A 13,607-nucleotide genomic window follows, 5' to 3' on the forward strand; every position below is an offset into this window, starting at 1 on the left:
TTAGAAGCAAGAGGACCAGAGCGCCCTGCCCCAGGTTATCCACCAAAACCTTTCCAAGGTCAGGTCCCAACGCAAACGTCCAGGCGAGATATAGCCAGTACAGAGGTACGCTAGCGGCGCATAGGAACACACCGAGCCGCCACAAAGGGTAACGCATCAGTAGTCCTTGGTGAGATCCATCGAAGCGTACAAGCCTGCCACCTGATCGGCATAGCCGTTGAACAGCTGGGTCTCCCGGACGCTGGGGCTGAACAGGCTCCCAGGAAGCCGCCTCTCACGAGCCTGAGACCAACGCGGATGGGAGACCTGTGGGTTGACGTTGGCGTAGAACCCATACTCCTCAGGAGCCATCGACTGCCAGGTGGTGGTCGGCTGCTCACTTACGAAGCTGATTCGCACGATCGATTTGATGCTCTTGAAGCCGTACTTCCACGGCACGACTAGCCGTAATGGCGCCCCATTCTGATTCGGCAATACCCGACCATACATGCCAACGGCGAGCAGGCTGAGCGGATGCATCGCCTCATCCATGCGCAACCCTTCGACATACGGCCAATCGATCAATGCAAAGCTGGAACGCGTGCCACGCATCTCGTCGGGCCGGTAAGCCGTTTCGAAGCGTACAAACTTTGCTGCCGAAAGGGGGCGAACCCTCCGAATCAGGTCGCCCAACGGAAAACCTAGCCAGGGAATCACCATCGACCAGGCCTCCACACAGCGCAGACGATAGATCCGCTCCTCGAGCTGCCCTTCCGCAAAAAGATCCTCGAGCGAATAGCGTCCTGGCTTTTCGACTGCACCATCAATCAGCACCGTCCACGGCTCGACTTTCAACTCGCCGGCGTAGCGCGCCGGGTCGCCCTTGTTGGGGCCGAACTCATAGAAGTTGTTGTACTGGGTGGCGTCCGCATACGGAGTGACGGCTTCGCCTTCCGGGACGACAGCGCGCCAACGGGTATCGCTCAGTTTGCCAACAAACCAAGGAGAGGCTGGCGCATCGGGGACGCCGGGGTACTGCTCGGATGCCGGGACCAGAGAGGGCAACCCCAAAGCCGCCCCGGCAATTGCTGCCCTCTGAATGAAGCGACGCCGACTTCGATAGACCGTCTCCGTCGTAACCTCAGATTCACGGCACGTACCGGAAGGGGGGATTCTGATCAGCATGAGTAGCTCCGCGTATCGGCTCTGAACGAGCAATACGCGCAGCCAGATCGAAAATCAACCCTCGACGCGCTTACGCCGACGCAGCTGCATCAGGTACTGAACCGGGCCGGAAACCGCATATGCGAGGAAGATCAGCAGGAGGATACGAGGCGGGTCGCTGAATACCACCGCAAACACCAAGACCACGACCAAAATCGCAACGAAGGGAACCCGCCCTTTCAGGTCCAGATCCTTGAAGCTGTAGTACTTGATATTGCTGACCATCAGCAGCCCGGCAGCCGCGACCATCAGCGCAAAGAGCATGACCAGCACCAGCGGCAGATCGACGCCACGAATACCGGCATCATCGAGCGCCCAAACGGCCCAGACCCAACCAGCCACCACGCCCGCCGCGGCCGGACTCGCCAATCCGATGAACCAGCGTTTGTCCACCTTGCCGATCTGCGTATTGAAACGTGCCAGACGCAGCGCCGCGCAGGCAACGTAGATGAAGGCGACGGTGAGCCCAACGTTCCCGAGCTCCGAAAGCGCCCACTCGTATGCGAGCACCGCAGGCGCCAGACCGAAAGCCACCATGTCTGACAGCGAGTCGTATTCAGCGCCGAAAGCACTCTGCGTATTGGTCAGGCGCGCAACGCGTCCGTCCAGACTATCGAGCACCATCGCGACGAAGACGGTCGCCGCGGCCACATAGAAATTGCCGTTGATCGCCGTGATGATCGAGAAGAACCCAGCGAAGAGGTTGGCAGTGGTGAACAGGTTCGGCAGCAGGTAGATGCCCCGGTGGCGTACCTTGCGGCCGTCAGCCTCCTGGGTTTCCTCCACATGCTCGTCGATCGGCAGAATGCTTTCTGGTTCGACTGGCTTGTTCGGCTCTTCGGATTGTCCACTCATGCGCATTCACCTTCTACAACAGGTACGGATAGATTTCGACCAGATCGACACACTCGCGGTTCAGCCTGGCCAAAGCCGCGATTTATACCAGAAGCCGGGGAACAGAATGAAAAAACGCGGCCGTAGCCGCGTTTCTTGAGCAGAAAAACCGATCAGTTCTTGCTCTTATCCACGATCTTGTTCGCAGCGATCCAAGGCATCATCGCGCGCAGCTTCTCGCCGACCACTTCGATGCCATGGGCCGCATTGTTGCGACGGTAGGCCGTCATGGACGGATAGTTGGCGGCGCCTTCAGTGATGAACATCTTGGCGTACTCGCCGTCCTGAATGCGCTTCAGGGCATTACGCATGGCAGCGCGGGACTCGGCGTTGATCACTTCAGGACCGGTCACGTACTCGCCGTACTCGGCGTTGTTGGAGATCGAGTAGTTCATGTTGGCGATGCCGCCTTCGAACATCAGATCGACGATCAACTTCAGCTCATGCAGGCACTCGAAGTAGGCCATTTCCGGCGCGTAGCCAGCTTCGACCAGGGTTTCGAAGCCGGCCTTGACCAGCTCGACGCAACCGCCACAGAGAACGGCCTGCTCGCCGAACAGGTCGGTTTCGGTTTCGTCCTTGAAGGTGGTTTCGATGATACCGGTACGGCCACCGCCGACGCCGCAGGCGTAGGACAGTGCGACGTTACGGGCATTGCCGGAAGCGTCCTGATAGATCGCGATCAGGTCGGGAATGCCGCCGCCCTTGACGAACTCGGAACGCACGGTGTGACCTGGCGCTTTCGGAGCGATCATGATCACATCCAGATCGGCACGCGGCACGACCTGGTTGTAGTGAATGGAGAAGCCGTGAGCGAAGGCCAGGGTCGCGCCCTGCTTCAGGTTCGGTTCGATCTCGTCCTTGTACAGGCGGCCCTGAAACTCGTCCGGGGTCAGGATCATTACCAGATCGGCAGCGGCAACGGCGGCTGGAACGTCACTGACCTTCAGGCCATGGGCCTCGGCCTTGGCAATGGAAGACGAACCCGGACGCAGACCGACGGTGACGTCGACGCCGGAATCCTTAAGGTTGCACGCGTGCGCGTGACCCTGGGAACCGTAACCGATGATGGCGACCTTCTTGCCCTGGATGATGGAGAGGTCGCAGTCTTTATCGTAAGAAACCTTCATGAATTACCCCTGTTGCCGGCCTCGTGGGCCATTCGATAAAACGTTGCTGACTGACGAGACGACGTGTCCGGCAGTCGTTAGATACTCAGCACTTTGTCGCCGCGAGAGATTCCGGTGACACCGCTGCGCACAACCTCGAGGATCGAGGCGGTACCAATGGCCTGGATGAAGCTGTCCAATTTGTCACTGGTTCCGGCCAGCTGAATGGTATAGACGCTGGTGGTCACGTCGACGATCTGCCCACGGAAGATGTCGGTGGTGCGCTTGACCTCGGCGCGCTGAGCGCCGGTGGCCTTGACCTTGATCAGCATCAGTTCGCGCTCGATATGGGCGCTCTCCGACAGGTCGACCAGCTTGACCACTTCCACCAGCTTGTTGAGGTTCTTGGTGATCTGCTCGATCACTTCCTCGTGCCCTACCGTGGTCAACGTGAGACGCGACAGGGTCGGGTCTTCGGTCGGTGCCACGGTGAGGCTTTCGATGTTGTAGTTGCGTTGCGAAAACAGGCCGACCACACGAGACAGCGCACCCGGTTCGTTTTCCATCAGCAGGGAAATGATATGTCTCATGATCAGGTCCGCTCCGTCTTGCTCAGCCACATGTCACGCATCGCGCCATCCTTGATCTGCATTGGATAGACATGCTCGGCGGTGTCGACGGCGATATCCAGGAAGACCAGGCGGTCCTTCATGGCGAACGCCTCTTCCATCATCGGCTTGAGATCTTTGAGATCGGTGATGCGCATGCCGACGTGCCCGTAGGCCTCGGCCAACTTGACGAAGTCGGGCAGCGATTCCATGTAGGAGTGCGAGTAGCGACTGTTGTACACCATGTCCTGCCACTGGCGGACCATGCCCAGCGCACCGTTATTGAGGTTGATGATCTTCACCGGCAGGTCGTACTGCAGGCAGGTGGACAGCTCCTGGATGTTCATCTGGATGCTGCCCTCGCCCGTCACCACCGCGACATCGGCTTCGGGGAAGTTCAGCTTCACGCCCATGGCTGCCGGCAGACCAAAGCCCATGGTGCCGAGGCCACCCGAGTTGAGCCAGCGGTTGGGCTTGTCGAACTTGTAGTACTGGCAGGCGAACATCTGATGCTGACCAACGTCCGAGGCGATATAAGCCTCGCCCTTGGTCACTTCGCAGAGCACCTCGATGGCGGCCTGCGGCTTGATGATCGAACCATCGCCCTCGTTGTAGGGGAACAGCCGGCCATTGCCGCGCCACTCGTCGATCTGCTTCCACCAGCTGGCCACGGTCTCGGCATTCGGCGCCTGGCCGATCTCCTTGACGATGGCGACCATCTCGGTCAGCACGCTGTCCACCGGACCGACAATCGGGATGTCCGCCTTGATGGTCTTGGAGATGGATGCCGGGTCGATATCGATGTGGATGATCTTGGCGTTCGGGCAGAACTTGGTCGCGCCGTTGATCACGCGGTCATCGAAACGCGCGCCGACCGCGAGGATCACATCGGAGTGATGCATCGCCAGGTTGGCGGTGTAGCTACCATGCATGCCGAGCATGCCGACGAACTGGCGGTCGCTGCCCGGAAAGCACCCCAGGCCCATCAGGGTGTTAGTCACCGGCAGGTTGAGCATCTTCGCCAGCTCGGTCAATTGCGCCGAGGCCTTGCCAAGGACCACACCGCCACCGGCGTAGATGATTGGCCGCTTGGCGCCCAGCAGTAGCTCCGCTGCCTTGCGAATCTGACCGGAATGCCCACGCACGGCCGGGCTGTACGAACGCAACTTGGCCTTCTTCGGGTAGACGTACTCGAACTTCTCGGCCGGGTTGGTCATATCCTTCGGGATATCGATGACAACCGGCCCTGGACGCCCGGACTCGGCGAGATAGAACGCCTTCTTCATCACTTCGGGGATTTCCGAAGGATGCTTGATCATGAAACTGTGCTTAACGATCGGACGGGAGATGCCGATCATGTCGGTTTCCTGGAAGGCATCGGTGCCGACCATGGTGCTGGGCACCTGACCGGAGATGACCACCATCGGGATCGAGTCCATGAAGGCGGTGGCTATACCGGTGATGGCATTGGTCGCCCCGGGACCGGAGGTCACCAGCACCACGCCGGCCTTGCCGGTCGCGCGCGCATAGCCATCGGCCATGTGCGTGGCGGCCTGCTCGTGACGAACCAGGATGTGCTCGATGGCCTTTTCCTTGAAAAGCGCATCGTAGATATGCAGAACGGCACCGCCCGGGTACCCGTAGATGTACTTAACGCCTTCGTCACGCAGGGAGCGGACGACCATTTCAGCGCCGGATAAGAGTTCCACGTTGTTCACCTCTGAACGCCAGATAGCGGTCCAAGCCGGAGCCGCCAGAAATAGGTTTACTGCCAACAGGGCATGAGCGACGGTGGTCGCCGACTACGTCAGCCACTGATTGAGCCAGTATCGGAAGAGTCCCTGGTGTCGCGGGCTCTCCACCCAGCGCGAGGTAACGCGTTGCGGGTGATGCAGGTCGGCGCGGGTAGCACCTCATGTCTGTCTAGACTGAGCCGGTATCGCTTGCGGCGAGGCGACTCAGGACAGCAAGCCTCGGATTGTTCGGATTCGGCACCCGCAAGTCAAGCCTGCCGTTACGTTTCAGCCAACCTCGAGCTGTGACGGCGCGCAGAAGTACGCCCTCGGCTTTTGGGTATAGTGGAGGCCGTTTTCCGATCCTGATGAAGGTAACAGCATGCGATTGACGGTTCTTGCGAGCGGCCTGGCGCTGGCGCTTTGCGGCAATGCCATGGCCGCGCAGGTGTACAAATGGGTGGATGCCCAGGGCGTGACGCACTTTGGCGCCCAGCCGCCGCAGGGGCAGCAGGTGGAAACTGTTAATACCGTGGTTGCGCCAGGCAAATCCGTAACAGCGCCGGCACCGGCCTCGCAGGAAAAAAGCGAGCCCGATCAGCAAAGCATCGACCGCAAGGTGAAACAGCAGGTCGCCGAGCAGGAGGCCGAGCGCAAGCGTTACTGCGAAACCATGCGCACGAACCTGGCCCAGCTGCAGAACAACCCACGCGTGCGAGTCGAAGAGAATGGTGAAACGCGGCGAATCACCGAAGAGGAACGTCAGGCGCGGATAACGGAAACCCGCGACAAGATCGCGGAAAACTGCAACTGATCCATCATCCGATCGACCGGCGCCGCCAAGCGCGGCGTTAGGACGACGCTTCGATCAGGGCGTCGAAGCCGCGCAAGGCCTCCAGCAGCGTCGCCACTTGGGACTCACGATAGACCACTTCGGCCATTGCGCAGATACCGGACGCAGCGGGCAACGGCTGATCCGCCTCAACGATCACCTTCATTCGCGGCAGGAAGATCCACTGTAGCCATTGTTCGAAACGCAGCGTGTCGACGCAGAACGGCTCCACACTAGCCAGGGCTTCTGGAGCCGGCGAATCCACACTCCACAACCCCAGCAGCCGCAGCTCACGCTCGATCAGCAGCAACTGCTGCGCGATCGCCGGAAGCCGACTATCCATCACAGACTGACCTTGGCGCGCTCACGCGCCTGAGCGGCACCGGCGCTGTCGCCCTGCCGTTCGCGCGCCTGGGCGATCAGCTCCCAGAGGCTGGCCTGGAGCGCTGGCCGCCCGCTGGCATAGCTCAACGCCCGGCGCGACAGCTGCTCGGCCTGAGTCGCATCGCCCTGGGCCAGGCGGACCTGAGCCAAACGGTAGAGCACCTGCGGCTCGCGCGGAGCGATACGCTGTGCTCTCTCGAGACTGGAGGCGGCTCCGTTGAGGTCGCCGCCACCCTGCTGTTGCTGTGCTGTCGTCAGCAACGCAAGAACTGGACCGTCGAGCTGCTCGTCCGCTGCCAGCCCGCTGTTGGATGAAGGAATCCCGCTGGGCATGCTTGGCTGCGGCGTACTGGGCGGTGCGGAAATCGACGGTGCGGGCTGCCAGGTTGGCTGCGTAGCGTCGTCGGATGCACCACTGGACGACGAAAACGGCACATCCGGTGCGGCGAAGGTTTCAAGTGGTGCGGAAGTACCCTGCGGCACCATCACCACCACCCCAGAATCCTCCTGCTGCTGCCTTGGCGTCGCGACCGCGGCTGGCGCGCGGTATCCCTGGCGAGCCGCCACCTCCTCGGAAACGGGAGCGCCTGAGTCCACCACGGGGATCGAACCACGATCCACTGTCGCGCACCCCTGCACCAGCGTCACCGCTGCAACAACGGCCATCCACTGCTTGTTCACCAATTCAGACCTCTCAACGTAGAACCAAGAAGCACGCGACCTCCGCGGCAGTTACTCCAACCAGCCGCGTACCCAATCCATGACCGACTCCGCCGGCGCCTGAATGCCGCAGCCAGGTCCGGGGGCCGGTTCGCTGCCACGAATATAGGGCATCTGCACGGCATCCGGGCAGCGCTCGTCTGTGCCAAGCCCGCTACGGGCATCGACCCAGGCGTAGGCCACATTGTCCGGCACCGGCATCTGCAACGGCAGCGGATCGGCCCTGCGCATGAAGTCGGTCCAGACCTGCAGCGCACCGGTGGCGCCGGTCAGCGACGTCTTGCCATTGTCGTCACGCCCCAACCAGACCACCGCCAGCACGTCCTGGCTGAAGCCAGCGAACCAGCTGTCACGCGAATCATTGGTAGTGCCGGTCTTGCCAGCCAGATTGAGCGACTGCGGCAGCCGATTGTAGGCCGAGCGCCCAGTGCCCTCGCGCATGGCGCGCTGCATGGCGTACTGGGTGAGATAAATAGCGCCCGGGTCAAAACGCTGCTGGATCTGGAACGGATAACGCTTGAGGGGCTCGCCATCGGCAGTCAACACACTGCGAATGCCTCGCAGCGGGGTATTGAAACCGCCATTCGCAAGGGTCTGATACATGCCGGCTACCTCGATAGGTTTCAAGCCACCCGCCCCGAGCAACATCGACGGGTAGGCTGGCCACTTCGGCGAGGCACCCAACCGCTCCAGTGTCTTGAGCACATTCGGCACGCCCAGATCGAGCCCGAGCCGTGCTGTCGACAGGTTGTAGGAATTGGCTAGCGCCTGGTACAGGTACACCGTCCCATGCGCCTGACGACCATAGTTCTGAGGCTTCCATACCTGCCCATCGGCGCCCTTCACGGAGAAAGCCTCGTCCTCGAGCAGACTGGTCAGCGTGTACTGGCTGGGCTTCTCCAGCGCGGCCAGGTAGATGGCCGGCTTGATCAGCGAGCCGATCGGACGCGACGCGTCCAGCGCCCGATTGAAGCCGGCGAAACCTGGCTGGCGGCTACCCAGCATGGCCTGGATTTCACCGGTTTCGGGATTAGTGACGATCATCGCGCCCTCGACGCCCTCGGTGGCCTTGCCGAGTCGCTTGAGGGTTTCGCTCATGGCCTGCTCGGCCTTCAGCTGGAGCACCGGATCGAAGCTGGTGAAGACGCGCAGGCCCTCTTCGGTGAGGTCCTCGTCCCGATAGTCCTCGCGCAGCTGGCGCTTGACCAGGTCGAGGAAGGCCGGATAGGAACTGTCCGCCATGCTGCCGCGCTGGGTTACCCCCAGTGGCGCCTGCTTGGCCTTGGCCGCCTCATCGACACTGATGACCTGCTGCTCGGCCAAGAGATCGAGCACCAGATTGCGCCTTTCCAGCGCACGCTCGGGGTTGCGCCGCGGGTTGTAGTAGGTCGGCCCCTTGACCATACCGACCAGCAGCGCCACTTGCGGCAGCTTCAGCTCGGCCAGCGGCTGACCGAAGAAGTACTGGCTGGCCAGTCCGAAACCATGCACGGCGCGACGGCCATCCTGGCCGAGGAAGACCTCGTTCAGGTAGGCCTCGAGGATTTCCTGCTTGTCGTAATGCAGCTCCAGCAACACAGCCATCATCGCCTCGGTTGCCTTGCGGCTGAGGCTGCGTTCGTTGGTCAGGTAGAAGTTCTTGACCAGCTGCTGGGTCAGGGTACTGCCACCCTGGCGAACCTGGCCGGCAGTCAGGTTGACCCAGACGGCGCGGGCAATGGATTTGGGCGACACGCCGAAGTGATTGAAGAACTCCCGGTCCTCCACTGCGACCAGCGTTTCCACCAGATAAGGTGGTACCTGGTCCAGCTTGATCAGGATGCGATCTTCGTTGTGCGCCGGATACAGTCCACCGATCAGCACCGGCTCCAGCCGCGCCACAGGCAGGGCGCTACCGTTTGCGCTGCTGAGGCCGGCAACGAAATCGCCGGAGAAGCGCACCCGCAGCCGCTGCGACTGCTCGGCACCTTCGTAGAACTGGAAGCCGCGGGTGTGCAGTTCGATGTCATTGCCGGCAACCGAAGCGCCGCCCGGGCCACTGACCGAGCGCTCGCGCCGATAGCCGAGCGCGTCCAGCTCAGCAAGGAAGTCGTTCTTGTCCAGCTTCTGACCGACGAACAGTTCCAGCGGTCGCGCATAGACCTTTGCCGGAATCGTCCAGCGCTTGCCGGAGAATTTCTCCTGCACGACAGCATCGAGGTAGATGGCGAAACCGGCCAGGATCACCAGGCCGACAATGGAGAGCTTGACCGCCCAGCCCAACCAAGGGCGAGCACCACTGGAGCGGCGCTTGGAGCGATTACGAGGGGAGCGAGGTTTAGTCATGGCGGCGCATTATACGCACTTTGCCGCCGCGGATTGACGGCCTCTCAGCGGTTTGCAGCGCAACGCTCAGCGGCCATAATGCCGGCGACTTTACGACTGTGTGGACTGCTTCGCAGTGGACTCGCACGCCCCGTTCAAGAACTTCGACAAGGAATGACCGTGAGCCAAGCACTGATCGCCGCCCTGCAGAATCCTGCCCTGTATCCGCACCCCACCGAAGGCTTTCGGGTCATCGAAACCCATATCTCCTGGGTCATCCTCACCGGCCAGTACGCCTACAAGATCAAGAAGCCGGTGGACTTCGGCTTCCTCGACTTCACCGATGTGTCCGCGCGCAAGCACTTCTGCGAAGAGGAGCTGCGCCTCAACCAGCGCATGGCGCCCGATCTCTACCTGGAAGTGCTGCCCATCAGCGGCTCGCCTGATGCCCCGGTGATCGGTGGCGACGGCCAGCCCTTCGAGTACGCGCTGAAGATGCGCGAGTTCCCGCAATCCCAGCTGCTGGCCGAGGTCCAGGCCCGCGGCGAGCTGACCGATGCGCATATCGACGCCTTGGCCGAGCAGATCGCCAGCTTCCACGTCAGTACACCGCAGGTACAAGCGGACCATGCGCTGAACAGCGCCGACGCAATCGTCGCACCGATGCGGCAGAACTTCGAACAGATCCGCCCGCTGCTCAGCGAGCCGGAAGACCTGCGCCAGCTGGACGCGCTCGAAGACTGGACCGAAACCAGTATCACGCGCCTGCGCCCGCTCCTCGAACAGCGCTGCCAGCAAGGCCTCGTTCGCGAATGCCATGGCGACCTTCACCTGGGCAATGCGACGCTGATCGATGGCAAGGTCGTGCTGTTCGATTGCATCGAGTTCAATGAGCCGTTCCGCCTGATCGATGTCGCCTCGGATGCTGCATTCCTGGCCATGGACCTTGAGGATCGCGGGCTGAAATGCCAGGCCCGGCGCTTTATCAATGGCTGGCTGGAGCACACCGGCGACTACGCAGCACTGGCCCTGCTCAACCTGTACAAAGCCTATCGTGCACTGGTTCGCGGCAAGGTCAGCCTGTTCCGTCTGTATCAGGAGCAGGACGCCGTGCAGCGCAAGGTAGTCCTGCGCCAGTATCGCGGCTACGCCAACCTTGCCGAAAGCTACAGCGCGATTCCGTCCCGCTTCCTCGCCATCACCCACGGCGTATCGGCCGTTGGCAAGAGCCACGTGGCACTGCGCCTGGTCGAAGCGCTGGGCGCGGTGCGTCTGCGCTCGGATGTCGAGCGCAAGCGTCTGCACGGCGAGCAGCCTGAGGCGCAGGCAGGCCAACTCGATAGCGGCATCTATAGCCCGCAAGCCAGCGAAGCGACCTACCAGCGCCTGCACCAGCTGGCGACCGGCGCACTGCAAGCCGGCTTCGCCGTGGTCATCGACGCGGCATACCTGAAGCAGTCGCAACGCCAGGCGGCGTGGCAGGCAGCCGAAGCGACCGGCGTGCCGTTCCTCATCCTCGACTGCGAGGCTCCGGAAGCGGTGATCGCACAATGGCTCGCCCAGCGTCAGGCCGAAGGCCTTGATCCGTCCGACGCGACGATGGAGGTGGTCCGCGCGCAGCAGGCCAGCCGCGAGCCGCTGAGCGACAGCGAGCGCCTGCACAGCTGCCGGGTCCAGACGCAAGATGCCGGCAGCCTCGACGAGCTAGTCGCCAACATCCGCCAGCGCCTGCCGGGGCTCTGACCGTTAGGCACCGTCGCCGGCAGGCCGCGGCGGTGCCTCTATACTCCCGGTATAACAACCGTGGAAATGCCCATGCCTGCCAGCGAACCCCGCCTCTCCGGAGCCGGTGACAGCGTTCAGCTGTTCTCCAGCCGCTCCGATAACTACGCCCGTTACCGTCCGACCTACCCGGAGGCGCTCTTCGCCTGGCTTGCCAGCCAATGCGCCGCTACCGACAGCGCCCTGGACCTGGCCGCTGGCAACGGTCAGGCCAGCCTTCCGCTGACGCGCCACTTCCGTCAGGTGCTAGCCTGCGATGCCAGTGCCGAGCAGCTTGCCGCGGGCGATGGTTGGGCGCACGTGCAGCGTTTCGTCGCAGAGGCAGAGCACCTGCCTCTGCGAAACGGCCTGCTCGACCTGATCGTCGTCGCGCAGGCACTGCATTGGTTCGCCACTCCGGCATTCTTTGCCCAGGCGCGACAAGCGCTGAAGCCCAACGGACTGTTCTGCGCCTGGTGCTACAGCCTGCTGGAAGTATCCCCGGATGTGGACGCCGTCATTAATCACCTCTACCACGAAACGCTTGCTGGCTACTGGCCTGCCGGTCGCGCCAGCGTCGACGCCGGCTATCGAGATATCCGACCACCGTTCACATGCATCGACACGCCGCCCTTCGCCCTTGAGGCACAGTGGAATCTCGGCGAGCTGTTGGGCTACTTGCGTACCTGGTCAGCCGTCAAGCAATGGCAACGGCAGCACGGCCGCGACCCCATCGAGCTGCACGAACCTCAAATTCTCTCGGCCTGGGGCCCACCCGATCAGCGGCGCCCAGTCCGCTGGCCGCTACACTTCCTTACAGGCTTCCCCAACCGCTAGCAATGCAAGGACGCCGCCATGCACGACGAACTGCTATCGCTCCGCAATCTCGGCAAGACCTCGGTCCAGTGGCTGCACGCTTCGGGCATTCACACAAGGGATGACCTGCGGCGGCTCGGCTCGGTCAGCTCCTATCGAGCAGTCAAGGCGCGCGGCTTTGCTGCGTCCAAGGTTCTGCTGTATGCCATTGAAGGCGCACTGCGTGACGTGCCCTGGCAGCAACTACCGTCCCCGCTGAAGGACGAGCTGAATCGGAACCTGAGCAACGAGCCCGACAACTAGAGCTAGCTCACAACCTCCGCTCGGCACGATTTACTCGCTCGCGCGACCGGGCCTATTGTGCGTCAACGTGACCCTGCCAATCGTCTGCCGCTCGTTCAAGGATTACCGACATGTATCTACTCGGGGAACAACCGGCGTATGCCGATCGCCTGATCAGCCGCCTGCAAGCCATCCCCAGCCAGCTGCTGGAGGGCCTGCAACCATCAGGCCCCAATCTCGACATCAAACACACCGACGACCTTTGCGCGGAGCTGCCGCCCCAGCAGCTGTTCGTGATCGAGACCGGCCTGCTGCATGCGGTGATCGACGGCAAACCACTGTTCTATCTGCAGGAAGGCGACTTGATCGGCCTGCGCCAGGCCGCCGACTTGCCCGAATGCCGCTACAGCAGCGACGAGCCCGTCACACTGGTGCCCTACTCGCGCAACGCGGTGTTTCAGCACGTTCATGGCGACACGCATCGGCAGGAACTCTTCACGCAATACCTGATCGGTCATACCGCCCTGCTCGGCGACGCGCTGGCACGCCTGAAGCAACCGGAGATTCGCCCGGCAACCGGGTTCAAGCATTTCGCGGTAGGCGAGGAGCTCATTCGCCAGGGCGACGAAGCGGACAACGTATTCATCATCATCGAAGGCCACGCGGAGGCGATCGTTGATGGACAGAAGGTCGGCGACGTCCAGAAGGACGAGATCTTCGGCGCCATGGCGGTGTTCACTCGCGAGCGCCGCAGCGCAACGGTGGTCGCCAGCGAGCCGTGCACGGTCATGGTGATCCCCAAGGAACAGTTTCTCGGCCTGACGCAGAGCAATCCGCGCATCGCCCACAGCCTCATCGAGAGCATGGCGCGCCGCATCGACTTGCTGAACAAGGAGGTCACCCACCTGCGGGTCAACATCGCCGTCTAGCGAAGCCGGAATCGCGGGCAGTAAATTTTTTG

14 protein-coding genes (1 of these 14 cut by a window edge) are annotated in these 13,607 nt (G+C 62.1%); 5 read left to right on the forward strand and 9 right to left on the reverse strand.

The window, feature by feature from the left end:
- The 6 genes from msrQ to OUY36_RS17320 form a co-directional block, all read right to left on the reverse strand.
- Positions 1–157: the beginning of a protein-methionine-sulfoxide reductase heme-binding subunit MsrQ gene (msrQ, locus tag OUY36_RS17295; RefSeq protein ID WP_267935241.1), read on the reverse strand. It extends 467 nt beyond the left edge of the window; the window shows 157 of its 624 coding nt (coding positions 1–157); the start codon lies at positions 155–157; the stop codon falls past the left edge of the window.
- Positions 157–1,164: a protein-methionine-sulfoxide reductase catalytic subunit MsrP gene (msrP, locus tag OUY36_RS17300; RefSeq protein WP_267935243.1), complete on the reverse strand. Its 1,008-nt coding sequence runs from the start codon at positions 1,162–1,164 to the stop codon at positions 157–159. The genes msrQ and msrP overlap by 1 nt, the downstream gene beginning before the upstream one ends.
- 54 nt (positions 1,165–1,218) lie before the next feature.
- Positions 1,219–2,058 (reverse strand): CDP-diacylglycerol--serine O-phosphatidyltransferase, encoded by an 840-nt coding sequence (pssA, locus tag OUY36_RS17305; RefSeq protein WP_063540400.1) that lies wholly within the window; start codon positions 2,056–2,058, stop codon positions 1,219–1,221.
- 152 nt (positions 2,059–2,210) lie between these two features.
- Positions 2,211–3,227, reverse strand: coding sequence for a ketol-acid reductoisomerase (gene ilvC / locus OUY36_RS17310; protein ID WP_003303406.1), 1,017 nt, complete (start codon positions 3,225–3,227; stop codon positions 2,211–2,213).
- 77 nt (positions 3,228–3,304) lie between these two features.
- Positions 3,305–3,796 carry an acetolactate synthase small subunit gene (gene ilvN / locus OUY36_RS17315; protein WP_013983830.1) on the reverse strand — a complete coding sequence of 164 codons (492 nt, stop codon included), beginning with the start codon at positions 3,794–3,796 and terminating at the stop codon, positions 3,305–3,307.
- Between the two features lie 2 nt (positions 3,797–3,798).
- A complete protein-coding gene (locus OUY36_RS17320) occupies positions 3,799–5,523 on the reverse strand; it encodes an acetolactate synthase 3 large subunit (protein WP_110778940.1) in 1,725 nt (574 codons plus the stop codon).
- 406 nt (positions 5,524–5,929) lie between these two features.
- On the opposite strand from OUY36_RS17320, the gene OUY36_RS17325 reads away from it, so the two are divergent.
- Entirely contained in the window at positions 5,930–6,361 is a 432-nt protein-coding gene (locus OUY36_RS17325) for a DUF4124 domain-containing protein (RefSeq protein ID WP_063540401.1), read from the forward strand.
- Positions 6,362–6,398: 37 nt separating this feature from the next.
- Here the strand turns inward: OUY36_RS17325 and OUY36_RS17330 are convergent, their stop codons facing one another.
- The 3 genes from OUY36_RS17330 to mrcB all read right to left on the reverse strand — a co-directional run bounded on the left by OUY36_RS17330 (position 6,399) and on the right by mrcB (position 9,808).
- The gene (locus OUY36_RS17330) at positions 6,399–6,722 is read right to left on the reverse strand and encodes a YqcC family protein (protein ID WP_063540402.1); all 324 of its coding nucleotides are present in this window, start codon (positions 6,720–6,722) and stop codon (positions 6,399–6,401) included.
- Positions 6,722–7,429 carry a tetratricopeptide repeat protein gene (locus tag OUY36_RS17335; protein ID WP_156245377.1) on the reverse strand — a complete coding sequence of 236 codons (708 nt, stop codon included), beginning with the start codon at positions 7,427–7,429 and terminating at the stop codon, positions 6,722–6,724. Before OUY36_RS17335 ends, OUY36_RS17330 begins: the two co-directional genes overlap by 1 nt.
- 66 nt (positions 7,430–7,495) lie before the next feature.
- The gene (gene mrcB, locus OUY36_RS17340) at positions 7,496–9,808 is read right to left on the reverse strand and encodes a penicillin-binding protein 1B (protein ID WP_102838504.1); all 2,313 of its coding nucleotides are present in this window, start codon (positions 9,806–9,808) and stop codon (positions 7,496–7,498) included.
- A gap of 159 nt (positions 9,809–9,967) precedes the next feature.
- On the opposite strand from mrcB, the gene OUY36_RS17345 reads away from it, so the two are divergent.
- The 4 genes from OUY36_RS17345 to OUY36_RS17360 all read left to right on the forward strand — a co-directional run bounded on the left by OUY36_RS17345 (position 9,968) and on the right by OUY36_RS17360 (position 13,575).
- The gene (locus tag OUY36_RS17345) at positions 9,968–11,530 is read left to right on the forward strand and encodes a bifunctional aminoglycoside phosphotransferase/ATP-binding protein (RefSeq protein WP_267935249.1); all 1,563 of its coding nucleotides are present in this window, start codon (positions 9,968–9,970) and stop codon (positions 11,528–11,530) included.
- Positions 11,531–11,602: 72 nt separating this feature from the next.
- A complete protein-coding gene (locus OUY36_RS17350) occupies positions 11,603–12,385 on the forward strand; it encodes a class I SAM-dependent methyltransferase (protein ID WP_125866886.1) in 783 nt (260 codons plus the stop codon).
- Positions 12,386–12,403: 18 nt separating this feature from the next.
- Positions 12,404–12,667, forward strand: a complete 264-nt coding sequence (locus OUY36_RS17355; RefSeq protein WP_063540405.1) for a TfoX/Sxy family protein — start codon at positions 12,404–12,406, stop codon at positions 12,665–12,667.
- A 110-nt stretch (positions 12,668–12,777) separates the two neighbouring features.
- The gene (locus tag OUY36_RS17360) at positions 12,778–13,575 is read left to right on the forward strand and encodes a Crp/Fnr family transcriptional regulator (RefSeq protein WP_125866887.1); all 798 of its coding nucleotides are present in this window, start codon (positions 12,778–12,780) and stop codon (positions 13,573–13,575) included.
- The last annotated feature ends 32 nt before the right edge of the window (positions 13,576–13,607 follow it).

Origin of the sequence: Stutzerimonas sp. R40042 (assembly GCF_026642215.1) — a bacterium.
GTDB lineage: Bacteria > Pseudomonadota > Gammaproteobacteria > Pseudomonadales > Pseudomonadaceae > Stutzerimonas > Stutzerimonas frequens.